Here is a 26,542-nt window from a genome sequence, read left to right on the forward strand (position 1 = left end):
GACCTATGTATGTTGCAATTAGTGAGGGCTTCTTTGATAAAGAAGGAATTACCATAGATTTAGCAACTGGACAAGGCGCTGATAAAGTTATGCAAGCTGTATTAAGTAATAATGCTGATATCGGATTCTGTGGTCCTGAACAAGTAATTTATATTAATAATCAGGGAAGAGAAGATTATCCTGTAGTCTTTGCTGGGCTTACACAAAAAGATGGCTCTTTCTTAGTTGGGAGAAATAAAGAAACAAAATTTGATTGGAATACATTAAGAGGAAAAGAAGTTATTGGTGGAAGACCTGGTGGAGTACCTGCTATGGCTTTAGAGTACGCTATGAAAAATAATAATATAGATCCTAAAACTGATGTTAATATGGTAACTAATATAGACTTTGCTGCTACTTCTGGTGCATTCAAAGGTGGTACTGGCGATTATGTAGCATTATTTGAACCTACTGCTTCAATGCTTGAAAAAGAAGGTAGTGGATGTATCTTAGCATCTGTTGGTGAAAATTCTGGAGTTATTCCTTATACTTGTTTCTTTGCAACTAAGTCTTACCTAGACAATAATAAGGACGTAATAGAAAAATTCACAAAAGCTATGTATAGGGGTCAACAATGGTATTTTTCTCATACTCCTGAAGAAATAGCTGACTCAATAATTCAATTTTTCCCTGGAACCGACAGAGATATAATTATAACAGTTATAAATAACTATAATAAAATAGATGCTTTAGCTCATGATCCTTCAATTAAAGAAGAAAATTTGGATAGATTGATAGATATAATTCAAGAGTATGATAAGTCATTAATTCCATCAAAACCTGATTTCAATAAAATTGTAGACAATAGTTTTGCTGAAAAAGCAACTAAATAAATGTGATTGGTGATTTGCTTTGAGCTTGCTTAAAATCTCTGATTTATCTATGAACTATCACTCACTAAAGGGTGAAACTAAAGCATTAAATAATATTAGTTTTGAAGTAAATGATGGTGAATTTATATCAATACTAGGTCCATCTGGTTGTGGTAAATCTACACTTCTTAATATAATTAGTGGATTATTAAAAGCTTCTAGTGGATCTATACTTTATAAAGATGAAGATATAAAAAACAACTTAAATAAAATAGGATATATGTTTCAAAAAGATCATTTATTTGAATGGTTAAATGTATGGGACAATGTCTTAATTGGACTAAAAATTAAAAAACAAATTACTAAGGAAGCTGTTGAAAGAGTTAATGGGTTAGTTGAGACCTATGGATTATCAAAATTTAAAGAACATTATCCTAACGAATTGTCAGGTGGAATGAGACAAAGAGTAGCTCTAATAAGAACATTAGCACTTAACCCTGAAATACTATTTTTAGATGAACCTTTTTCCGCTTTAGATTATCAATCAAGACTTTTAGTATGTGATGATGTATTTAAAATAATAAAAAAAGAAAAGAAAACTGCAATAATGGTAACTCATGATATATCTGAAGCTATTTCTACTTCTAGTAGAATACTTGTGTTATCTAAAAGACCTGCACAGGTAAAAAAAGATGTGGATATAATGTTTTCAAAAAAAGACATCACTCCTTTTGAAAGAAGAAAAGAACCAGAGTTTAGAGGTTACTTTAATGATTTATGGAAGGAGCTTGATCAATACAATGAGTAAAGAACATGATATATATTTGAAAAAATTAAAACACAATAAAATAAAGCTTGTAATTACTAGACTTTTAATATTAGTTATTTTTATAGCACTTTGGGAAATTGCAGGTGACTTAAAATGGATTGATCCTTTCCTAACTTCTACTCCTTCTAGAATGTATAAATCGCTTGTATCTTTTTATGCTGATGGCACTTTATTGCGTCATATCTGGGTAACCTGCTATGAAACAATACTTGGCTTCACTTTAGGAACTGTTCTTGGAACAGCAATTGCCGTAATTTTATGGTGGTGTCCTTTTGCGTCTAAAGTATTAGACCCTTATTTAGTAGTATTAAATGCCTTACCTAAAGTTGCTTTAGCACCAATAATTATATTTTGGGTTGGTAATGGTACTACTGCTATAATTGTAATAGCCTTATTAATTTCTATTGTTACTACAATTATAAGTGTGTTAAGTGGATTTAATGAAATAGACAGTGATAAAATCATGCTTATGAAAACTTTTAGGGCATCTAAACTTCAAATTTTAAGACATTTAATTTTTCCTTACTCCATTCCCGTTTTTATATCAGCATTAAAAATTAACGTTGGATTGTCATGGGTTGGTGTAATAATGGGAGAATTTTTAGTAGCTAGAGAGGGTTTAGGTTTTTTAATTGTATATGGTGGTCAAATTGCCCAATTGGATATGGTTATGATGAGTATAATAATACTTTCTGTGATTGCTTTTATAATGTATGAAATAGTAGCTTTTTTAGAAAAACGTTTAATTAAAAATAAATCTTTAGAGAAATAAGTGAATTTCATGTCTAAATATTCAGATTAATTAATAATTCCGAGTTTTTTGTAGAAAAATTCACTATACTCACTCTAATAAAAGATTTTTAGAATTATTTCTGAAAATCTTTTATTATTTTGGCTTTATAAACCTTTTACTTATTGCTCAACAAGTGATAAATTATATAGGTGAACTTATTGTTTAGAAATTATATTTTTAAATTTTAAATTTAATACATAGTTTTGGGGAGGAAAAGATGAAATTATTTAAAGAAGCTTTAATTATTTTAATTATTTATTTACTAGGAGAATTTTTATCATCTTTCTTTAAATTACCTATACCCGGTAATATTTTAGGAATGATTATATTATTTTTATTACTATGCTTTAATGTAATCAAAGTTGATAATATCTCAAACGTATCAGATTTCTTACTAGATCATTTAGCATTCTTCTTTATTCCTGCTGGCGTAGGACTTATGACTTCGTTAAATATAATAAAGTCTAATTGGTTAAAATTGCTTATAGTTTGTTTATGTACAACTATAATAATTATAGCCTCTACTGGTTTAATAGTTCAATTTATATCAAAAAAATCAAAACATCAAAAAAGGGGAAGTGAAATAATTGGACATAATAATTAATAACATCTTATTTGGCTTAGTGCTTTCTTTAATCGCATTTGAAATAGGCATATTTATAAATAAAAAAACAGGTGTTGCTTTATTAAATCCATTACTTATAGCAATTGCATTTATAATATGTTTCTTATTTGCATTTAATATAGATTTTAGTACTTATAATGAAGGTGGACAATTCATTAATATGTTTTTAGGACCTTCAACAGTTGTACTAGCTGTTCCACTTTATAAGCAAATAGAATTACTTAAGAAAAATGCTGTAGCTATTTTTTCTGGAGTATTTTTAGGAAGCATTATTGGAATGTTTTCTGTAATGGGAATATCTTATTTCGTAGGATTAGATTCTACTATAATAAAATCTTTAATTCCAAAATCTGTAACAACACCAATAGGTATTGAAATAAGTAGCAACTTAGGTGGACTAGTTCCTATTACTGTACTTGCAATTATAATTACTGGAATTATGGGTGCTATATTAGGACCTGCTATATGTAAAGTATTCAAAATTAAAGATAAAGTAGCAATTGGAATATCAATTGGTACAGCTGCTCATGCTGTAGGTACTACAAAAGCTTTAGAACTTGGAGATACAGAAGGTGCTATGAGTAGCCTTTCAATTGGCGTTGCAGGTCTTATGACTGTATTTATGGCTCCATTATCTTATCACTTAGCAATATTTATGTATCATTTTATAAGATAGTTAATATAACTTATTCTTGTAAAATAACATTTTATAAAAAATAGTATCCATCTAATAAAAAAGACATTGCAAAATCAAGTGAAAATTGATTTTACAATGTCTTTTTGTAAATGACTCTGTTTTAAATATGTGTTGATATATACAATAGGTAAAGTGGCATTGTAATTGGATTTTGAGAATTCCTAAGTTCAATTACTCAGTCCATTTTATTTATTTATATATCAACACGCTACTAAAACATAGCCTTTATTTTATATAAATTCTATCATCCAATTAAAATATCCTGTTTTCTCATTTTTTTCATATCTAAAATATGCTGAAAAAGTATTTCCTTTTTTGCTCTTTAAATTTCTAAAACCTACTTTTCCATTTTTAAGTAATAAAGCAACCATTTCTTTAGAAACTTTTTTACCAAAGGATGATATATATTTATCATCTTTCCATATTGTATACTTACATCCATTTTTCCAATTTGTACATCCAAAGTTTTTTTCATTTTCAATGACTGAATTTCCACATACAGGACATTTTCCAATCTCCTCTGCACCTTCTGGAAGTTCCACTTTAAATTTAGATAAAGCTGATGTATCCTTTTTGATTTTATCAACAGCATTATTTGTAAAATCATATATCAAACTCATAAAATCAGACTTTTTAAATTTACCTTTTTCTATATCAGATAATGTGCTTTCAAGTCTTCCTGTATACTCAAGATCTAAAAGTTCTTGAACTGGAAATATTTCAACTATATTTATGCCTAATTGAGTGCATATAAGACTTTTGCCTTTAGTTCCTATGTATCCAATATCTTTAAGTTTTTTGATAGTTTCTGCTCTAGTTGCTGGAGTTCCTATACTAAATCCATTTAATATGGATTGCATCATCTCCTCAGAATCTTCTTTTCCCTCTATGCCCTTACCACAAGTTTCCATGACCCTAAGTAATGTTTTTTCTGTATGATGCTTTGGTGGTTTTTTAGTTACTTTATTTACTTTATTTGATACTATATCTACTTTCTCATCTACATTAACCATAGGAAGTATTGTATCTTTAGTATCTATTTTTTCAACTACTCTCCATCCCTCTACAAGTTGAACTTTTCCTTTTGATATAAATTCTCCTTGTATTTCCTCATTATATGGTTTTAATCTTATCTTTGTTTCTTCAAACTCTGCAATAGGCATAAACTGCATTATAAATCGATTTTTAATAGCATTATAGACAATTTCTTCATCTTTACTAAGTCCATTTGGCTTAATATATGTTGGTGTTATTGCACTATGGCTTTCAACCTTTGAATTATCAAATACTCTTTTAGTTTTTATAAACTTAATCTCTTTTTCGTAAGGTAATCCTGTTTTTAATGTATTTAAAACTTTCCTTGCTCTGTCTTCTAAGCTCTCTTCTAAGACCACGCTTGCTGTTCTAGGATAAGTTGTATATTTCTTTTCATAAAGGCTTTGTGCAACCTTTAATACTTTGTCTGATGTCCATCCTTTATACTTACTTGTTATATATCCTTGTAAATTAGATAAGTTGAAAAGATATGGTGGATAATCTTTCTTTTTTTCAGTTTGTTTGTCTATTATAGTTGCATTAGTTCCATCTAGTAATTTTACTAAATTATCTAAAACACTTTTATCTTCAAACTTTTCTGATTCCTTTTCATAATATAACCCATCAAATTCTTCATTACTTGAATTTTTAAATGTAGAAGTTAATTTATAGTAAGTAGTAGCTTCAAAATTCTCTATTTCTTTATCTCTGTCATATATTATCTTTAACGTTGGTAATAATACTCTACCTATGTTAATAGTTTTATTTTCTTCAAATTTATACTTCAATGTACTAACAGAAGTTAAATTTATTCCAATAATCCAATCTGTCCATTGCCTTCCTATTCCTGCATCCTGCAAAAATTGCATTTCTTTATTTTCTTTTAAACTCCCCATCCCTTTTTTTACTTCATCTGGAGTCCATTCATTTAACAATAATCTGTATATTGGCTTTTGTATATTTAAATAATTAAATAATTCATCTGCAATTACTTGCCCTTCTCTATCAAAATCCGTAGCAGATATAACTCCGTCTACATCTTCTTGCTCTATTAATGACTTTATTATATTAATTTGTTTTGCAGCGCCTTTATCTTCAACTGTTCTATCAATATTATCACACTTTACCTTATATTGAAAAGATTCAGGAATAAATGGAAACTTCTCCATTCTCCATCCCTTCATATTTTCATCATAATCTTTTGCATCATATAATTGCAAAAGATGACCAAAAGCCCAAGTGATATAGTACTCTTCACCTTTAAAATAACCATCTTTTCTAGTTTTTATATTTAACGCATCTGCAATATTTTTTGCAACAGAAGGTTTTTCTGCAATAATTACCTTTGCCATGCCTTACCTCCTTAAAATCACTACTCTATTTATTATCTTTTACCAACATATATATTAACATTAAAACAAAAATAAGGCTAGCTTACTGCATTCCCGTCTGCAGCAACTAACCTTATTTTTTAGCATCTTTCTAATCCTATTAGAAAAATCTACATTTCATTTAACATCCATACATAAAAATTTAATACTCCAGCATAGGTGAGCCAAAGTAAATATGGAATAAATAACAATCCTGCAATTTTATCTTTATTATAAAATTTAATAAATGTTAAAACTGCAAAAAATAATATTATTAATAATTCAATAAAAGCTATTCCATATAATCTTAATCCAAAAAATATGAAGACCCATAAAAAATTTAATAATAGCTGTATAGAATACGTAAATATTGCTGAGCTTATATCAATCCCTCTATATTTAAGTATATATACTCTGTAACAAGCTATTCCTATTAATATATAGAGAATAGTCCATACAATAGGAAAAACACTTCCTGGTGGAGCAAAAAATGGTTTATTTAAGCTATCGTACAACTCTCCCATATATGGCATTATAACATTTATAAAACTAGCTATTATTAATGGTATTCCTATTGATAATATTAATGGTATAAGAAATATTTTTTTAGTTTTCTTTTTTTCTTCTTTCATATCAACACTCCATAATTTTAAAAAATAATACTTATCTTTTATTTAATTTATATGTTGATTTTTTTAAAATTATGTTTAATTGGTGCTACGCCATCCTTTTTTAGTGGAGAGTTGATATTTTAGAATGACATTCTTTAAGACTTTCTAAAAATATAGTTTAATCCATATATATATCTGAAAATTCTATATCTACTTTTTCTTCTATATTATTAATTTCTAAATCACAATTTACATCTGAAGAATTAACATCACATGCAATGGGAAAGTTTATTACAAATAGATTTTCTTTTTCATCTAACTCTAAAGCAAGCTCTCCCCCTTGTAATTCTGTCAATGATTTACTTAAGAATAAACCTAAACCACTTCCCTCTTTAGGTCTATTGAAAGATTTATTTATTCTTGTAAATTTATCAAATATATGAGGTATTGTGTCTTCATCAATTCTATTTCCGTTATTCTCAATTTTTATTGTAACTAAATTGCTTTCTTCTATGCCTATAGTCACATTTATATGGCTACCTTTTTGTCCATATTTTACAGAATTCGAAATAATATTTAATACAATTCTTTCAATCATATCTTTATCACATTTTACATATATCTCTTCTTTTTCTGAATCAAATATTAAACCTATTTCAGCTTTATTTATATATTTATTACATGCAATAGTTATATTTTCAACTACTTCAACAATATTATAAATTTTAAAATCTGGTTTAAGATATCCCTCTGACACTCTATTTGTGTCTATAAAATTATTGATAGTCCTTATTAGTCTTAAGGAATTCTGTCTTATTATTTCATTATTTTTACTTACATTATCAACTTTTTTCTGCTTTAAATAAATCTCATTAAGTTGTATCGCTGAATATATTAAATTTATTGGAGTACGTAATTCATGAGAAATATTAGAGAAAAACTGATTTTTTAATTCCTCTTCTTTTAAATACTTTTCTAGTTGATTTTTCATAGCTTTAGTCTTATTTAATTCAGTTACATCATGTGCATATAATAACTTATTATTTTCATCTATATCTATTATAAATAGAGTTACCACTATATCAGCATTTTTTAATTTAAGATCACTTATGCATATTTCTTTTTCATTACTATGATATAAATTAAAATTGAAATTTTCTAAAATAAATTTTTCTAAACTAATTCCTATAATATTTTCTTTATTTATATCATTTAATAATTTTAATCCTGCTTTATTTATATATTGTAATTTATTCTTTGAAAATAAAAGTACACCATCATATACAGAATCTATCAATTTATTATAATTGCTCTCACTTTTTTCTATCATTATATTAGTATCATTTAATATTCGATTACGCTTCTTTAATGTTCTATGTAACTCTAAATTCACTTCATGCGTTCGTTCTAAATTCACTTTCATATTTTTCATTGGCTCATTAATCATATAATTTACTATACCCTTAAATAATATATAAAATGCTAATAATTTCAATCCTCCAGTTATTATAATTGATTTATTGCTACCAATTAAAATTGTACTAGCTATATATGTTAAATACCTTAAAATTACATATAATTTTAAATTTTCAATGAAATCTTCACTTGTTAAACTTTTGTAATTTCCTAAAGTCTTTATCATATATAAAATCACATAACTAATTACAATTATACTCACTATAGAAAAAATAATTGAAATTTTTGTATTTATATATATATACTTATGAACACTGCAATTCATTATTATGAACGTTATAATAAATATACCTAAAAAAACTGGTATTGTTTTTTTCAAATCTTCTTTTTTATTGGTAAAGTAAAAACCTAAACATTGTAATATTATTTCAAAATAATATATTATAACTCCTAAACATATATACTGGGTATTTGAAGCAGCATCAAAATTTAAAATTAACCTTGATAATTTTAATGACAAAATTAACCCTACTAAAAGAAGTTCAAATGATATATACTCAATAAATAAATTTTTGATTGTATTTTCTTTAATAAAACATATGTAACAAATTGCTAATACAATTGATAAATATATTAATGTATTGACTAACAAATACAATTTATATTGTTTACTAATATAAAAATATAAATTATAAATTAAGTATATTATAAATTCAATAGATAAAATTTTAATTTTTGTACCTAATTTTAAACTAGACAGATTTAAATCTTGTTGCATCTTACTCATCTAAATTCTCCTTTGGAAATATTATTGTTATCTTTGTGCCCTGTCCTAGTTTACTTTCTATTTCAATTGTACCTGACTGTAGTTCAACTAATTTTTTAACAACAAATAATCCTATGCCTGTCCCATTTTTAGATTTTATTGAATATTTATCCATTGAATACTTACAAAAAGCTTCTTTTATAAACTCCTCATTCATACCTGCTCCATTATCCATTATAGATATTTTTACGCTATCTTCTTTATCTAATATGTCAATTATTATTTTTCCATCACTTGGAGTAAACTTTATTGAATTAGATATTAGATTTAAAATTATTCTTTGTAAAAATTCATAATCTAAATTTAAATAACTTTCTTCAGTGTTAGTATTAAATATTATTTCTACATTGTTGCCTTGTGCATAATCTACAAGAGATGTAACTATGTCTTCTGTTGTTTCAACAACATTAATTTCTTCTAAATTAGGCATTAAAAAATTTGAATTTATTTTTGACATATCAATTAAGTTATTAGTTAACTTTATAAGTGATATACAATTCATTTTAGATATAGAATTATATTTTTCTAATGATTTTATATCATTTTTATTAGTATATATTCGTTGAACTTGTATAGATGAATATATAACATTTATAGGTGTTTTTAAATCATGACTTATGCTAGATAAAAATTCTGTTCTTATTCTTTCTTCAACCATTCTACTTTCAACTTCTTTTTTTATCTCTTCTGTTAATACTTTAGATGTGTTATCTTCTATTAAAATTAAATCTTCCATTTTATCTTTATACATTGACAAAAATTTAGCATTTACAAATCTTTCCTCAGTCTTAGAACTTAAAATAGCATTGAAAATCAGATCGTTATCATTATTAGATGTAACGAAATGTATATACTTATTTATTTTTTTATTTATCACATCTCTAACATTTTTTACATCTACTAAATTTAAGAAAGCTTTATTCGCAAATAATATTCTATTATTTTCTAAACTAATCAATATTATTGGATGAGGCATAAATCTAAAAAATGTCTCATATAAATACTCCTTATTCCTTAAATTTAGTATAGATGTTTCCAACTCTTTATTTTTTATAAAAATATCTTCAGATAATTCATCCAATATTTTATTTTTTTTATTTAATGATTCTGCTAATTCTTTATAAGGATTTCTCATAAAATTCTTAAAAAACATACTAAAAAATATATTAAATACACTTAAAAATAATATTTCTCTAAATTTTAATAAATCTCCATTTATGGGATACATAAACAAACTAAAAAAACTTGCTATTGGAATTAATGCTACTAATACTAAATAAGTATTTATATTAAATTGATTGTATGACCTCGAATCATTGTTAACAAAAATTTTATATATTAAAAAACACTCAATACAGCTTAAAAATACTACTATTGATATTATGTTAAATATCTTATAATATAAAACTAAATTTAAAATAATAAAAATTTTTAAAACAATATATATAATATAACTCTTTTCTTCTGTTTTATGATTGTATTCTATAGTCTTAAAACCAAAATATAATTCAAATAATATAATGAAATTAGTAAGTGTATCAGCACTGTAATTACTATCTGGCGAAAGTTGAATACTATGTCCAAATAAAATTACATAAACAATAGAATATATATACATATAAATATAATTGTATTTGTTATGATTATATAAATGAAATACTTGTTTTGATAAAATACTAAATATAACCATACCAACTAAATAATAAATTCTAAAAGCTATAATTACTTGATTAAACTTCCATCTAAAAATCAAATTAGCTAAAAAATAAATTGCTAATGTAGCTAAACAAATTTTAAATATATTTTTTCCATCTATCGATATAATATTTATCTTTTTTCTATAATTATCCATAAAAATCACCTTTAATATCAATTTTACTGTATTATACTGTAAATGTACATAATTATTTGTTATTTTTTACATATATAACTTTTTTTGTTCATATCTAAATAATCGTCATATTTTTACCATTCTTAAATACACACTTTTCGCATTTAAATTTCCATTTAATAAATAGAAACGTTTTCTTTTATCCTGTATTTAAATTTTAATTATTTTTTTATTATTTTATCAGCATAGTCATTTACAATTTAACACATAAATAAGAGATGAAAAACCAATAATTAGTTTTTCATCTCTTAATAACTGATTCTAATGTCTTAGTATATCACTTTCAGCTAATTTCCCCATAAGTTTGGCTGTTGTTTTATTTAATAGTCCCTTTAATAATACTCCGCAAATTAATGCTCCTATCATATATGCACTTAATATTATAGTATCTTTAATTAATATAGGATATACTATCCCAGCCATTATTTGTCTCATACCATTTATAGCATACGTGAATGGTAAATAGGGATATATTTTTTGGAATAATACTGGTGTAACTTCTATTGGGAAGTTACCACTAGTCCCCGCAATTTGTAATACTAATATTACTACTATAACAGCCTTTCCTGCATCATCTAACAGGCTTCCTGCAGTATATATCACTGTCATAAATACTACACTAACAAATATGGAATAAAAAATATACATTACTGGATGCAATGAATAACTTCCTAATATCCAAATTGCACCTGTACTTGCAACTAAAGCTTGACATACTGCAAGTGATAAAAACATTAATAATTTTCCTAAATACATTTGGTAAGGCTTAATTAGAGTTCCATCTTCAAATTCATGTACTTCTAATGATAATAAAGCTGATGCTAATAATCCCCCAACCCATAAACATAGCACTGTATAAAATGGTGTAGCAGTTGAACCATAGTTAGGCCATGGAAATAACCTATTATCTTCAATCTCAACTGGACTAGACATAAATGCACTTTGAGAATCCCAATCATTAGTTATCATGTCCAGCAGTTCATCTATTTGATCTTTTTCATCTACTGCTTTAAGTTTATGTGCTAGCTTATGTACTTTTTCTTGTATATCCGGAAATTTATCTTGTAACTTTACTAATTGTTCATTAGATAAATCTGATATTTTTGTGAAGTCACCTAATAAATTTTCAACGTCTGGTAGTACTCCTCTTCCTTGTTCTAATAATACCAATCCACTATCTGATATCTCTCTAATTGAATTAAATCCATCTTCAATTGCTGGTACAAGTTCTGAATCATAACTATCTACTAAATCTGCTACTAATAAGTGAATGTCATCTAGTATTTTTCTTGTATCAGTTAATGCTTGAATATCTATTCCATCAGTATCTATTTTTTCTATTTCTTCTTTAGATCTATCAATTACCACATCAAGCCTATCATAAATTAAATCTAATTTATCAATTACCCTATCAATTTTCTTACTTACACTTTTTAAATCTTTTTGTATTCCTTGTAAATATTTTAATTCTTTATTATCTTTTTTACTTTGATTTGGGTCTTCTATCTCATTATCTTTAGATTCTTTTAATTTTATTTCAATATTGCTTATTTTATCTATGTGTGACTTTATAGTTTTTAAGTCATACTTAGCAGTCTTAACTATTTTCTGTAAGTCTTTTGATGAATCCGATAAAGCTATAAAAGTTTTTCTAGCAACATCTGGCAATACTTTTTCATCAATATTTGCTAAGGTTACGTTTAAAGCATCTAATGAATTTTCACCATTTACAAGTTCTTCTTCTATTAATGGAGATAAATCTGAAAGATTTCCTTCTATTTCATCTAAATAGTACTGGTTGCTATCTATAAGTTCTTTAGTTGCATCTATACTATCATAAACCACTGGAATCATTTCCTCAGATTTTTTTATTAATTCTGAAGTATTTACAGTTCCTTCTATTGAATCATCTAACAAGTCTTTTATTTCTGGCATATTTTCATCTAATTCATATATTCCATCAATTATTCTTCTAAGATGTTCCCTATTGTTTTCTATATCTATTCCCACTTCATTACAAGCTCTAAACATTGCTCCTGATACAGTTCTAGTTATATTATCATCAAGCTGTCCTTTTAATGTTTTTACTCCTGCATCAGTCATTTTAGGGGCTATTGTATTTTTCTTTTCATTTACCGTATATATTAGTTTAGGCTTTTCAACATCTTTTTCAACTAATGTGGTAAGATCTTTTGAAAAGTTTTCTGGTATTTCAATAGTTGCATAGTATTTTTCTTCTAACAATCCTTTTTTTCCAGTTTCTTTATCAACGAATGACCAACCCATTTTATCATTTTCTTCTAACTTTTCTATTAATTCTTCACCCAAATTTATATCTTTCTCTTTAAATACAGTTCCTTTATCATCATTGATTATAGCTATTTTAATTCCCTTTGTGGCTCCATATGGATCCCATGATGCTTTTATATTTATTAATGAATATAAGGATGGAACTATTATAAGCACTACAATCATGATTAACGCTGCCCAATTAGTTGCTATCGTAACTATATCTCTTTTGTAAATTCTAAATATATTTCTCATATTTAATTACCTCAACCGTTCATTATTGTGCTTTCTTTTAACTTTTTAGCAAACTTTTCATTCTTTTTATTCATTGTTTTTCTAAGTGTTAATCCAATAATAAGTGATACGACCATGAAGATAGTTAATATAATCATATCTCTAAATAATATTGAATATACTATTCCTGCCATTATTTGTCTCATACCACTTATTGCGTATGTAAATGGTAAAAGTCCAAATATTTTTTGGAACACATCCGGATTAACTTCTATTGGGAAATTTCCGCTTGTACCTGCTACCTGAATTACTAATAATACTACTCCAAATATTATTCCTGCATTTCCAAAAACACTTACAGCCGTATAAATTATTATCATAAATACAATGCTAACAAACACTGTATATAGTACAAATAATACTGGATGTAGACAATATGATCCTAAAATAAATAATGCTCCTGTGCTAGCAATTATTGCTTGTCCTATGCCGATAAATAAAAATAATAGTAATTTACCAAAATATACTTCATAAGACTTTAATTCCTTATTGTCTTCAACAGGATGTGCATCTGTCCCTAATAATATAGATAACATATATCCACCTATCCATAAACATAGAATTGTATAAAATGGAGTAGATGCTGAACCATAGTTAGGCCATGAAAATAGTCTATTATCTTCAATTTCAACTGGACTTGCTAAAAAGTCACTTTGAACTTGCCAATCATTAGTTATCATATCAAAAATTTCATTAAACTTATCTTCTTCATCAAATTCTCTAAGTTTATCAGCTAATTCACGTACTTTATCTTTCATCTCTGGAAATTTATCTTTTAATTTTAATAATTCTTCATTAGATAAATCTGAAAGATCTGCTGAAACACTTAAAATCTCTTCAATATCTGGCAATGTATTTCTACCCTCTTGTAGAACACTAGATGTATTATCTAAAATAATTTTCATTGAATCAAATCCATCTTCAATAGCTGGCACAAGTTCTGAGTCATAATTTTCAATAACATCAGTAACTTCTTCATGAAAATCATCAAGTATATTTCTCATATCACTAATAGCCTGAGTATCTAATTCTTTACCATTATCTAACTCTTTTATTTCATTATCAATTCTACCTTTAACAGTGTCTAATCTATCACTTAATAAATCTAGTTTATCTATAGCTTTAGATATCTTTCTACTAATATCTTTTAAATTTCCTTTTATACCACTTATTGATTCAGCTTGCTTCTTTAATTCATTTATATAATTTTCATCAGTACTATTAAGTGCAAACTTTGAAAAATCTATTTTACTTACTTTATCTAAGATTTTTTTTATATTTTTAAGCTGAGATTCTATACCATCAATAAGTGTGTTAGCAGACTTAATAGTATCCGAAGATGCTATTAATGTTTTTTTTGCTACCTCAGGTATTATATTTTCTTCAAGATTTCCAAGTTCCACACTTGTAGTATCTAGTATATTCTCAGCTAATAATAAATCGTCCTTTATAACTGGAGATATATCTGATAATCCCCCTTGAGTTTTATCAAAGAAACTTTGAACATCTTGTAAAAAATCGTCTGTTATATCAACTGTATTAGATACATTTGGAAGTATCTCATTTACTTTTACAATTAAATCTGAAAGATCTACAGTTCCATCTATAGCACTATCTAATAAATTTTCAAGTTCTGGCATATTTTCATCTAATTCATATATCTCATCTATTACTTCCCTATATTCAGATCTATGTTCATCCATTTCAATTCCGATTTCATCACACGCTCTAAATAATACTCCAGAAACTGTTTTTACAATATTATCATCAAGTTGTCCTTTTACGCTTTTAACTCCTGCATCAGTCATTTTCGGTGCTATAGCATTCTTTTTTTCATTCACAGTATAAATTAATTTAGGTCTTTTAACTCTTTTTTCTACTAATGTGGTAGCATCTTCCGAAAAGTCTTCTGGTATTTCAATAGTTGCATAATATTTTTCATTTATCAATCCATTTTTTGCGGTTTCTTTATCAACAAAAGTCCAACCCATTTTATCATTGTCTTCTAATTTTTCAACTAATTCATTTCCTAAATTTATATCTTCATCTCTAAAGGTTGTCCCTTTATCTTCATTAACAACTGCTATCATGATTCCACTAGTGCTTGAATATGGATCCCATGATGCTTTTATATTAATTAATGAATATAATGATGGAATAATCATAAGTGCTATTACCACCACTGTTGCTACCCAGTTTTTAAATATGTTTTTAAAATCACGTTTAAAAATTTTTATTATATTCTTCATAATTAATTTATTATTGGTATTTATAATATAATACTATTGTTTATTATATTATAAATACCAACTAAATCCTCCTATCATTATTATATAAATAATAAATTCTTTATCTTAATGTTAAACTTTTCTTAAAGCATACTATATAATCGTAAAATATATTTATTACCATTATTAAAATTTATATTTACGAACATTTTCCTTGTGTTTAAAAATAGAATTAACCTACAGCCAAGAACTATGATTATATTATAATTGAAAGTTTTACGCTTTTAAATACTTTTTAATCTCTTGTTCTTATCATATTAAAATGACTATAAGTCATTTTAGCAAAAAATGCAACCCCTGAAAACATTTACTTAAATATTTTTTTATTTTAGATATTAATAAAAAATACTTATTACATTTTTCATTAAAAATAACATACATTTAATTATTAGTAGATAATTAAATGTATGTTATATATTAATCAAATATTAAGTATAATATATTAATATTTGGCTATATTTTAGCAGAGTGTCGGTCTATCTCACTTTGGCTATTGCATAGATTAACACACATTTAAAACAGCGCTAATATTTAAAATATCTATGAGCAAATAAAGCATTTAAATTGTCATAAGAATAAACTTGTAATCCATCTTCCATACCATACCCACCATAGATTACACTTTCTTTATTATTTACTTGAAAAGCTTTTATTTTATTCATCGCAAGACTTGCTAGTTCTTTGTCATCTGCTTTAGATGCTAGTTGTACTATAAATGAATATATCGATGTTGATTCTATATTAGTTAAACTTTCTCCATTAAAAGAATATGAAGTAGAAAGAAAACCATCATTTATAAATTTTTGTTTTATCCAAGTTATGCTTTTATCTATATCTTCACCATATTCTTGTTTATTTAGCAATATAATCATTGATAATAAAGTATCTATATTTTCATCATCATATGTTCCACTTTCTCTATAAAATTCTTTTTTATAAAGAGGTACCTCATCACTTACATATCCATTATTTAAAATTTGTAAAGACGTATTTAATACTTTGTCCCATGAAGAACTAAGATTTGAAAGCATCTTTATTGTTTGCAAATCTAAGTAGCATAAAGTTGTAGTCTTACTTTTTGAAATTCCATCATTAAAATCTACAAGAATATTATTTTCTACTAACTCTTTAGATATTCCGCCAGATATTCTAAGTGCTATTCCTCGATAACCCTTATCGTTCCATTTTTCTTCTGCTAAAAGAAGTGCCTTTATTATTCTCAAATCATCTATTGTTGCAGATATTTCTGATTTAGATTTCTCTTCAATTCTCCAACTTATAAGATTATTCTTTAATACCATATAATTTCTTATATAATCTAAAGTTCTATCAAATGTTATCCTATCATTTTTCTCTAAACTATATAATAACATTATTCCTTGTGATTCTGATAATACAGCATGCCCTTTTGTTATATCACCTTGTGAATCAGAGTTTATATAATTAGTATATACTCCCCCTTCTTCATCCATTAATTTATTATTTATAAAGTCTAGTAATGATTTTTCTTCATCGCATGTATCTAACTGCAACCAAACTTTACCTGTTTCTACAGTTCTAAAGTATGGTGCCGCATTATAATAAATTATAAAAAATATTATTAATAATGCTAAACTTATTGTGATTTTCTTCTTCATTTTAACCTCATCTTTTTAGCTATATCCTAATATTTTTAATCTCACTTTTTTGAATTAGAATATAGGTATTTATAAACGTTATAATAAGTTGTTACTTTATCTAAATATTTCTTAGTTTCATTAAATGGTATATAGCTTAAATCTTTACCATTTTGTGAAAGCTTCGAATCATTAAGCCACTTGTTAACATTTCCTGGTCCTGCATTATATCCTGCTATTATTGATTCTAAATTTCCATCAAACATTTCTCTAAGTTCATTTAAATACCAACAGCCCATCCTTATATTATATTCTTCATCAAATAATTTCTCTTTAGAAAACTCTTCTAACTCCATTTTTTCTGCTGCCCATTCTCCTGTTTCTAAAGTAATTTGCATAAGACCAATTGCATTTTTACTAGATTCAGCTTTTTTATCAAAATTACTTTCTGTTTTCATAACTGACAATACAAAAAATGGATCTAAATTATATTCTTCACTATATTTACTTACATATTCTTTATATTTATAAGGAAAAAAGACTTCTTTTATTAAATATTTAGATCCAATAGCCATAGCTACTATTATTATTATCCCTAATATAAGAAATTTATTTTTCTTAGATTTCATTACTTTCTCCTTACTTAATATTATTTATCCCATAGCCAGCTCCTATAATAATTTATACTATAACAGTTGCTTGCTCTTAAAGTAACGATTTCTAAATTTTAAATAGAACCTAAAAACTCTATCTATACCTTAGAACTCTGTTTATAAAGTTATTATTACATAATGTTTTAATATTCAATAAAATCAACTTAATTTGACTATGTCTTAAACATTTTTTAATTTTAAAACATAATCAAATCTTTTATGTTAGCGAATTAATATAATCAATTAAATCATATACTTGTTTTTGAGTTTCTATTAAATCACCATTATTATCAATAATTACATTTGCAAAATTCTTCTTTTCATTTAAAGACATTTGTGCATTTATACGACTTACCACTTCTATTTTACTTAAATTATCTCTTCCCCTCACTCTTTTTATTTGAGTAGAGTTTTCAGCGCAAACAAGAACAACATAATCCATTTCTTCATGCATATTGTTTTCAATTAAAGTAGGGGCATCTATTATTACTACTCTTTCACATTTTTTCTCATATAAGTTTATTGCATTGTTTATTGCTTCTTTTATATAAGGCATAATTATAGATTCATATTTTACTCTTTGTTTTGAAAATTTAAATATATGATTTCCAAACTCTTTTCTTCTGAATTCGCCTCTCCAGTCAAAAAATCCTGATCCAAATTCACTTCTAATTATATCTAAAATTTCAGGATTTTTTTGCAGAACCTCTCTTGCAATTACATCTGCATCAATAATATTAAAGTTTTCACTTCTAAATATATCTGATATAGTACTTTTTCCTGTTCCTATACCCCCTGTTAACCCTATCTTTATCATTTTAAAAGTTCATCTCCCATTTTTATTTTGCATCATACCATGTATCACCATATTTTAAATCCACATCAAGCGCTACATTTAATTTAATGGCATTTTCCATTTCTTCAATAACCAATTGTTTCACTATGTCAAACTCATCTTTTTTAACATTTAATATAAGTTCATCGTGCACTTGAAGAATTAATTCACTATTTAAATTCTTTTCTCTTAACTTATTATAAACATTAACCATTGCAAGTTTAATAATATCAGCTGCACTTCCTTGTATTGGAGCATTCATAGCTAATCTTTCACCCAATGCTTTTACAATTTTATTTGAAGATTTTATTTCTGGTATGAATCTTCTTCTGTTTAATATAGTTAATACATAACCTTTTTCTTTAGCATACTCACTTACATAATTTAAATATTCCTTTATCTTAGGATATCTTTCAAAATAAATAGCCATATATTCTGATGCTTCTTTTTTAGTAATTTTTAAATCTTGTGCTAAGCTAAAATCACTTATTCCATATACTATACCAAAATTTACTGCTTTAGCATTACTTCTCATTGTAGATGTAACTTCATCTACTGGAACCTTAAATACTTCTGAAGCTGTTTTGGTATGTATATCACTATGGTGTTCAAATGCATCTATCATATTTTTATCATCTGCTACATGTGCAAGTACTCTTAATTCTATTTGGGAATAATCGCAAGATATAAGAATGTCATCACTTTCTTGCGGTATAAACACTTTTCTTATTTCTTTTCCCATTTCATATTTTATTGGTATATTTTGAAGATTAGGTTCAGTACTTGATAATCTTCCTGTAGTTGTTACAGTTTGATTAAAATTTGAATGTATGCATTCATCTATATCTATTACATTCTTAAGCCCTTCTACATAAGTAGAATTAATTTTAGTGATTTGTCTATAATACATAACTTTAGCTATTATAGGATGTTTGTCTATTAATTTTTCTAAAACTTCTTGGTTCGTTGAATACCCTGTTTTAGTTTTCTTAATTACTGGCAAATCAAGTTTTTCAAATAATATTTTTCCAAGTTGCTTTGGTGAGCTTACATTAAATTCTTCATCTGCTAATTCATGAATCTCTTTTTCTGTTTTTTCTATTTGTTCTTTAAATTTTATTCTAAGTTCTTCTAATTTATTTTTATTTATTTTAAATCCTATGCTCTCCATTGAAGAAAGTACATATATTAATGGATGTTCTACTTTATAATATAATTCATCCATATCTTCTTTATGAAGCATTTCTTTTAATTTTTCATATAATTTTTTTAAATAACTACTGCATATTGCTTTTAGATCATTTGAATCCGACTTTATATCTTTTTCTAAAAATCTATTAATTAAATCAAAAACTTCATAATTGGCTTTTGAAGAGTCTATTAAATAAGCTGCTATGGCTGTATCAAAATCAAAACCTTGAATATCTATATCATACTTGTTTAAAAATGTAATTAAATTTTTGCTATCATGTATTACTTTTTTAACAGTTTCATCTTCCATAAAGGTTTTTAATAAATTTAAAGCTTTTTCTCTATTTGACATACTTACTAACTTAAAATCTATAACATGTGATCTGCCTTCTTCACCTAATATTAAATATTCTAATTCTATAGTAGAGTATTTAGATGCATCATTTAATGTAAATAAGATATAACTTCTATCTTTAATACTTAATAATACTTCTTCCATCTCTTCAATTGTTTCTATTTTACTTATTTCTATATTAGCTATCTCTTGTAACTCTGCTTCATTATTGTCCAAATCATACTTTGATAGTACTGATTTTAACTTAAGATTTTTAGCTAATTTTTTAAGTTCTACTAAATTTACTTCATCAGCATTTTCTATATCTGATAAATTAATATCTAATGGTACCTCTCTTATTATTGTAGCTAATTTCTTAGAAAATATTGCTTGTTCCATATTATTTTCTAAGTTTTCTTTTAATTTCTTACCGCTTATCTCTGGGATATGTCTTAAAACATCTTCAAGTGTTCCATATTCTTTAATAAGCTTAAATGCTGTTTTTTCTCCAACTCCTGGTACCCCTGGTATATTATCCGATTTATCTCCCATAAGCCCTTTTACATCAATAAATTGAGTTGGTGTTATTTCAAATTCATCCGTAAACGCTTTATAATCATAAATTGCTGTTTCAGTAACACCTTTCTTAGTTATAACTACTTTTGTTTTCTCGGATGCTAATTGAAGTGCATCTTTATCTCCTGTCACTATGAATACTTCCATATCATTTTCTTCACCAAATTTTGATATAGTTCCTATTATATCATCTGCTTCAAAGCCATCTATTTCAAAAGTTTTTATTCCCATATATCTAAGTAACTCTTTTATAATTGGAAATTGTTCTCCAAGTTCTGGTGGCATTTTCTTTCTACCAGCTTTATACTCTGCATATTCTTTATGTCTAAATGTTGGCGACTTTTTGTCAAATGTTGCAATTATGTTATCTGGATTTATTTCATCTTTCATTTTAAATAGCATATTTGTAAAGCCATAAATAGCATTAGTATTTACACCATCATCATTAGTAAGAGGAGGTAAAGCATAAAATGCCCTATTCATAAGCGAATTTGAATCTAAAATTAATAATTTTTTCATTGATATAATCCTCCTGAATATCTTTAAGATATTTTTATTATATATAAAATTAGTTATACATTAATATTATACTATCTTTATCAAGTAAAATCATTATTCTTTAATAAAGGTAACCACATTTTCCAATATTAATTCATATATTAGCAAAAACCTCTCTGTAATTTATATCTATATATTTTTATAAATTAAATCCACACTTATAATTTATATAAGCTTAGACAAATAATAAAAATAGTGACATAATTATTATAAAAAACATGAAGAAAGGAAAAGTATAGTAAATTTACATTAATTTATTATACAAGGTGATTAAATGAATATAGAATTACTAAAAAAATATGCTAAACTTACTGTTAATAAAGGTGTTAATCTTCAAAAAGATGGGATTTTAGTTATTAATTCTCCTATAGAATGCTATGATTTTGCAAGACTTATGGCTGAAGAAGGATATGCATCTGGTGCTAAAGATGTTTATATAAATTACTCTGATGCTAGCTTTAATAAAATTAAATTAATTAATTCATCTAAAGAATCACTTAGTGATGTTTATGATTTTGAACGTGATAAATACGATTACTTTACAGAAAAAGGTGCTTCCTTTATCAGTATTTCCGCTGCTGATCCAGATCTTTTAAAAGATGTTGATTCTTCAAAAATTTCTATATATCAAAAAAGTAGAAATATAGCATTAAAAAACTACCGTAATAAATGTTCATCAAATAAAAATGCTTGGTGTATAGTTTCAATTCCAACAGAAGGTTGGGCAAAAAAGGTATTCCCTAATATTTCTACTGAAGAAGCTATAGAAAAATTATGGGATGTAATATTTAGTATTATGAGAATCAAAGAAAATGATCCAGTTGAAGCTTGGAACAAACATACAAAGTTACTTAGTTCTAAAGTTGAAACATTAAATAATGATAGATTTAAATATCTTAAATTCCAAAATTCTTTAGGTACTGATTTACAGATAGAATTAGTTAAAGATCATCTTTGGTGTGGTGGTGCTGATAAATGTGAAAATGGTGGATTTGATTTTATAGCAAATATGCCTACAGAAGAAGTTTTTTCAACACCAAAATATGATGGAGTTAACGGAATCGTATTTAGTTCTAAACCTTTAAGTTACTGCGGTAATATAATAAATGATTTTTCTTTAACATTTAAAGATGGTAAAGTTATTGATTGCTCTGCTAAAGAAGGTCTTGCAGTTTTAAAAGAACTTTTAAATACTGATGAAGGGTCTAAACATTTAGGAGAAGTTGCACTAGTTCCTTATGACTCTCCAATTTCTAATTCTAATATAATTTTCTATAATACGCTTTATGATGAAAATGCTTCATGCCATTTAGCACTTGGAAGTTCATATTCTTCTTGCATTAAAAATGGAGAAAGCATGTCTGAAGATGAGTTATTTAAATTAGGTTGTAATAAGTCTTTAAGTCATGTTGACTTTATGATTGGTACAAAAGACACAAATATCATTGGAATTAAAGAAGATGGTACAGAAGTTCAAATATTTAAAGATGGTAATTGGGCTTAATATGCTTTTGTTCTTTTAGGCTCTGTTTTAAATATGTGTTAATATATACAATAGGTAAATTGGCATTGTAATTTGACTTTGAGAATCCTTAATGAGTATTGTCATATTTACTGCTTGTCACAATTTTATATTGGGAACAAGCTAAAATGGGACTATACTCATTTTAGCATTCCTAAGTTCAATTACTCAGTCCAGTTTACTTATGTATATATCAACACGCTACTAAAATAGAGCCTTTTTCATTCTTATTCTATTGGTTCACCATTAAAATTCTCATAGTATGATGGTTTTTTAGGATCACCAACATTGTTTTGATTTTCATGTAATTTTTGTCTTCTTGTTCCCTTTTGTATTGGATTAATTGCTCCTTCTTTATTTGCCATATAAAACACATCCTTTCCTAAATATTTTGTGCCTATAGAGAATTTTAATCCCCATCAAATTTAGTTAAGAATGTAAATTTTTAAAATTAAATTTTATTTTCAAAATCTTTATACATAAGACTTGGTTGTATTCCTTGGTTATTTTGATATTTTCCACTGTTATATAAATCATATTCTCCATCAATATTATGATAATAAATTTGACATATCTCTATGTTAGGATATATTTTTATAGGTTGAACACAGAATATTTCTAACGTCCAATATCCTGCAAAACCAATATCACCAAATCCTGCAGTAACATGTATAAATAATCCTAGTCTTCCAGTTGAAGAACGCCCTTCTAACATAGGAACATATTTATTAGTTTGAGTAAATTCATTTGTTCTCCCTAAGTATAACTTCCCTGGTTCTAATAATAATCCTTCTTCAGGTATTATAAGTTTTTCAGTTTCATTTGGAATTTTCATATCCAATGTATCATTCTTATATACTAATAATTCATTAAATAAAGTTAAATTATAACTATTGGGATTTATTCTTTCTTTATTAAATGGTTCTATAACAATCTCTTTTCCTATATGCTTTAATATCTCTTTTCCTGATAATATCATTTATAGTATCCTCACTTTCATAATTAATTTTTTTGAATTAATTTTCTCATTAATAATTTTTTGATTAAAACTATTATCTATGTATTAATTTCTAAGTTAAATTTTATTTCTGATTTATTATAATATAATAAACCAAATTTGAAAAATCAAATTTGATCTTTATAAAAATCTAAGGTGTTGTTTTACCACCTTAGATTTTAGGAACTATTTTATTAATTAATTGCATATATTATCTACTAAAAAAAATGAATCAGCCTACTTAAAATTCATAGGTATATACTTTTTATTACATAAGTTTAAATAAATATTAGTTTCATCAACAATTTTAATTGCATCCCATTCAATATTATCATCTAGATATATATTAGCATTAATTATATTATTACTTCCTTCACATATACCAACAAGATTAATTTTATCTAGTATTTCATTATAATTGAAAAGCTTTAAAATTTGTTTATTTATATTTTCACCATCTATATCTGTACATATAAACTTACTACTTAGTATCTTTGCGTAATCATCTATACTATCTGTACTCTCTCTAATATTACTTGTAATATACCAAGTTAACATAACTTCTTCATTAGTTACTTCCTTTATTTTATTAATATCATCTTGAAAATTGTATCTCATACTGTCCCATAATTTTTTAAATTCAGCTACTGAAAAAATTATTGGTATATACTTATATTTTTCTTTAAAGCAATACTTTATATTAGGAATCCACAATATCTCCTCTCCTAAACGCCTAGCTATAACATTACTCTGATTGGATTGATTACTATAATTTAATTTTAATTCTACATCTGAATCTACGTCTTCGGATGTTACTAAGTTATCTACATAGCCATTGTAAATTATCATATCATCGTATTTAACACTAATTTTTTCATCATACATGTCACCACTTAAAACTATCTCCATATTTCTAATCCTTCATTTACTACTTACGTTATTTGAACCTTTTGTTATATTGTTGTGAATTTTTTTAGAAAACCTTCTAATACTTTTTTTCTACATTTCCTGCGGTATTCATTCGTTTTTCTACTTCTATTATAATTTGTGGATTCTTTTTAATAAATGAATGTCCAAGTTCATTGTCAAATGCTCTTAACGCATCTATACACATTTCAAATAACTCTTCATTATCTATAAGAATTAATTTATATATTATATTGAACTCTTCCTCAATAACTTGATTATCAAGACAATATACTAGTTTTTTTTGCCAATCTAAATCTTTATTCAATACTTCATTATATAATTTATTCCAATCATCGCTAGAAAATTGTTTTAAAATATCTTGTGCAATAGAGAATCCATCATCATACCATGAATCAACTGTTGTTTCCTCTAATAATAATTTATCTAACTCTTTATACATATAATCACCTCTTAATTTATTTAAAATCCTGATGGTTTAGGTGCATTAACCAACAGCGAAAATATCATTATTGTTGTTAATATTATATGAATGTCCTCCAATAACCTGATTTTTAGTAGTAGCTTTACGTCTACATTCTAAAATTTTATTTTTTGTAGACTCATCAAAAATTCCTCTTGTTGTTACATATTTATATCCATCAATTACTAAATCTGATGTTGAATCTAATGATTTGAATTTTACCATTGTGCCTTCTTTATATTTCTTCGTTGCATCAAAAGTTGCTATATCCATTCTTTTTTCTAGCTCTGATCCTGACATTGGAATTCCCTTATAAGTTTTAGGCATTTTATTAATTTTATCATTCTGCATAACAACATTTATAATTACATTACTTCCAAGAATACTTAACAATAATAGTTCATTTTTGTATTCAAGTTCTGCTAATGCCTCAGCTACTCAATTTTGTGGATCATCATCTGTAAATTTCTCAAATGATTCTCTACAGCTTCCATTTTCATATACTGCATTACTTTGATTATAGCATTCTCCTTCAAGTGAAATATAGCTTGATTTATTTTTTTGAACTAATACCTTAAGTAAATGAAAAAAGATTAACACTCCAATTACTGAAACATTAATCTTTTAACTTATTTCACTACATTATTAAAATTATGCAGTAACTTACTTTATCTATTTCATTGGTATTACTACATTTATATCTATTTTAACTATTATGAATTGAGTTACTATTTAATTTTGCATCTAATTTTATAATAGTTGCTTATTTAGTTTTTCTGCTTTATGCAACTCTCCTAGTAATAGATTATTATAACTATCCATATATGCTCTTACTCCACCAATTATATTAATTTGATTTATATCCTTATTATTTTTTAGAATATCTAATGCATTCATATATCTTATATATATCGGTTTCATTACACCACTTTTAATTTCATCAGCATATTCCATTTCAAGCTTCTTTATCACAATTTCTATTTATTCTAATAACTCTCTTTTTATATCCACTTAATTGTCCTCCTATCTACTTGGTACTTCTCTTATTTCTTTTA

General features: G+C 25.8%; 23 protein-coding genes. 6 read left to right on the top strand and 17 right to left on the bottom strand.

Going from position 1 to position 26,542, the window contains the following annotated elements; all coding sequences use genetic code 11:
* The 5 genes from NG901_RS15820 to NG901_RS15840 form a co-directional block, all read left to right on the top strand.
* On the top strand, positions 1–872 hold an 872-nt coding region (locus NG901_RS15820; protein ID WP_252216730.1), incomplete at its 5' end, for an ABC transporter substrate-binding protein.
* A 19-nt stretch (positions 873–891) separates the two neighbouring features.
* The gene (locus tag NG901_RS15825; RefSeq protein WP_252216733.1) at positions 892–1,659 is read left to right on the top strand and encodes an ABC transporter ATP-binding protein; all 768 of its coding nucleotides are present in this window, start codon (positions 892–894) and stop codon (positions 1,657–1,659) included.
* Positions 1,652–2,452, top strand: coding sequence for an ABC transporter permease (locus tag NG901_RS15830; protein WP_252216735.1), 801 nt, complete (start codon positions 1,652–1,654; stop codon positions 2,450–2,452). Before NG901_RS15825 ends, NG901_RS15830 begins: the two co-directional genes overlap by 8 nt.
* A gap of 238 nt (positions 2,453–2,690) precedes the next feature.
* Positions 2,691–3,077 (top strand): CidA/LrgA family protein, encoded by a 387-nt coding sequence (locus NG901_RS15835; protein WP_252216738.1) that lies wholly within the window; start codon positions 2,691–2,693, stop codon positions 3,075–3,077.
* On the top strand, positions 3,061–3,774 hold the full coding sequence (locus NG901_RS15840; protein ID WP_252216741.1) for an LrgB family protein: 714 nt from the start codon (positions 3,061–3,063) through the stop codon (positions 3,772–3,774). The genes NG901_RS15835 and NG901_RS15840 overlap by 17 nt, the downstream gene beginning before the upstream one ends.
* Before the next feature lie 251 nt (positions 3,775–4,025).
* Here NG901_RS15840 and NG901_RS15845 read toward each other — a convergent pair whose 3' ends face one another.
* The 10 genes from NG901_RS15845 to polA form a co-directional block, all read right to left on the bottom strand.
* On the bottom strand, positions 4,026–6,182 hold the full coding sequence (locus NG901_RS15845) for a type IA DNA topoisomerase (protein WP_252216744.1): 2,157 nt from the start codon (positions 6,180–6,182) through the stop codon (positions 4,026–4,028).
* A gap of 149 nt (positions 6,183–6,331) precedes the next feature.
* Complete coding sequence (locus NG901_RS15850; RefSeq protein ID WP_252216746.1) at positions 6,332–6,832, bottom strand: TspO/MBR family protein; 501 nt, start codon at positions 6,830–6,832, stop codon at positions 6,332–6,334.
* Positions 6,833–6,989: 157 nt separating this feature from the next.
* Entirely contained in the window at positions 6,990–9,014 is a 2,025-nt protein-coding gene (locus tag NG901_RS15855) for a sensor histidine kinase (protein ID WP_252216749.1), read from the bottom strand.
* Entirely contained in the window at positions 9,007–10,905 is a 1,899-nt protein-coding gene (locus NG901_RS15860; protein WP_252216752.1) for a sensor histidine kinase, read from the bottom strand. The genes NG901_RS15855 and NG901_RS15860 overlap by 8 nt, the downstream gene beginning before the upstream one ends.
* A 300-nt stretch (positions 10,906–11,205) precedes the next feature.
* Positions 11,206–13,488, bottom strand: a complete 2,283-nt coding sequence (locus NG901_RS15865; protein WP_252216756.1) for a YhgE/Pip domain-containing protein — start codon at positions 13,486–13,488, stop codon at positions 11,206–11,208.
* Between the two features lie 11 nt (positions 13,489–13,499).
* Positions 13,500–15,776: a YhgE/Pip domain-containing protein gene (locus NG901_RS15870; protein WP_252216758.1), complete on the bottom strand. Its 2,277-nt coding sequence runs from the start codon at positions 15,774–15,776 to the stop codon at positions 13,500–13,502.
* Between the two features lie 563 nt (positions 15,777–16,339).
* Complete coding sequence (locus NG901_RS15875) at positions 16,340–17,452, bottom strand: glycosyl hydrolase family 8 (RefSeq protein WP_252216771.1); 1,113 nt, start codon at positions 17,450–17,452, stop codon at positions 16,340–16,342.
* Positions 17,453–17,493: 41 nt separating this feature from the next.
* Entirely contained in the window at positions 17,494–18,060 is a 567-nt protein-coding gene (locus NG901_RS15880) for a lytic transglycosylase domain-containing protein (protein ID WP_252216774.1), read from the bottom strand.
* Between the two features lie 241 nt (positions 18,061–18,301).
* Positions 18,302–18,901 carry a dephospho-CoA kinase gene (gene coaE / locus NG901_RS15885; RefSeq protein ID WP_252216776.1) on the bottom strand — a complete coding sequence of 200 codons (600 nt, stop codon included), beginning with the start codon at positions 18,899–18,901 and terminating at the stop codon, positions 18,302–18,304.
* 22 nt (positions 18,902–18,923) lie between these two features.
* Positions 18,924–21,539 (bottom strand): DNA polymerase I, encoded by a 2,616-nt coding sequence (gene polA / locus NG901_RS15890; protein WP_252216778.1) that lies wholly within the window; start codon positions 21,537–21,539, stop codon positions 18,924–18,926.
* Between the two features lie 313 nt (positions 21,540–21,852).
* Here polA and NG901_RS15895 point away from each other — a divergent pair, with 313 nt between their 5' ends.
* Positions 21,853–23,082 (top strand): aminopeptidase, encoded by a 1,230-nt coding sequence (locus NG901_RS15895; protein ID WP_252216780.1) that lies wholly within the window; start codon positions 21,853–21,855, stop codon positions 23,080–23,082.
* A gap of 245 nt (positions 23,083–23,327) precedes the next feature.
* On the opposite strand, the gene NG901_RS15900 is transcribed toward NG901_RS15895, so the two are convergent.
* From NG901_RS15900 to NG901_RS15930, 7 genes are all read right to left on the bottom strand, one after another.
* The gene (locus NG901_RS15900) at positions 23,328–23,465 is read right to left on the bottom strand and encodes a clostri-philic family protein (protein WP_252216782.1); all 138 of its coding nucleotides are present in this window, start codon (positions 23,463–23,465) and stop codon (positions 23,328–23,330) included.
* Between the two features lie 86 nt (positions 23,466–23,551).
* Positions 23,552–24,079 carry a dCTP deaminase gene (gene dcd, locus NG901_RS15905; RefSeq protein WP_252216784.1) on the bottom strand — a complete coding sequence of 176 codons (528 nt, stop codon included), beginning with the start codon at positions 24,077–24,079 and terminating at the stop codon, positions 23,552–23,554.
* A gap of 255 nt (positions 24,080–24,334) precedes the next feature.
* Positions 24,335–25,006, bottom strand: coding sequence for a hypothetical protein (locus NG901_RS15910; RefSeq protein WP_252216785.1), 672 nt, complete (start codon positions 25,004–25,006; stop codon positions 24,335–24,337).
* A gap of 76 nt (positions 25,007–25,082) precedes the next feature.
* Positions 25,083–25,466, bottom strand: coding sequence for a hypothetical protein (locus NG901_RS15915; RefSeq protein WP_252216787.1), 384 nt, complete (start codon positions 25,464–25,466; stop codon positions 25,083–25,085).
* Between the two features lie 45 nt (positions 25,467–25,511).
* On the bottom strand, positions 25,512–25,880 hold the full coding sequence (locus NG901_RS15920; RefSeq protein WP_252216789.1) for a hypothetical protein: 369 nt from the start codon (positions 25,878–25,880) through the stop codon (positions 25,512–25,514).
* A 45-nt stretch (positions 25,881–25,925) separates the two neighbouring features.
* Positions 25,926–26,087 carry a hypothetical protein gene (locus NG901_RS15925; RefSeq protein WP_252216791.1) on the bottom strand — a complete coding sequence of 54 codons (162 nt, stop codon included), beginning with the start codon at positions 26,085–26,087 and terminating at the stop codon, positions 25,926–25,928.
* 150 nt (positions 26,088–26,237) lie between these two features.
* Positions 26,238–26,459, bottom strand: a complete 222-nt coding sequence (locus NG901_RS15930) for a hypothetical protein (protein ID WP_252216794.1) — start codon at positions 26,457–26,459, stop codon at positions 26,238–26,240.
* Positions 26,460–26,542 lie beyond the last annotated feature (83 nt).

Origin of the sequence: Clostridium sp. CMCC3677 (assembly GCF_023845585.1) — a bacterium.
GTDB lineage: Bacteria > Bacillota > Clostridia > Clostridiales > Clostridiaceae > Clostridium > Clostridium aquiflavi.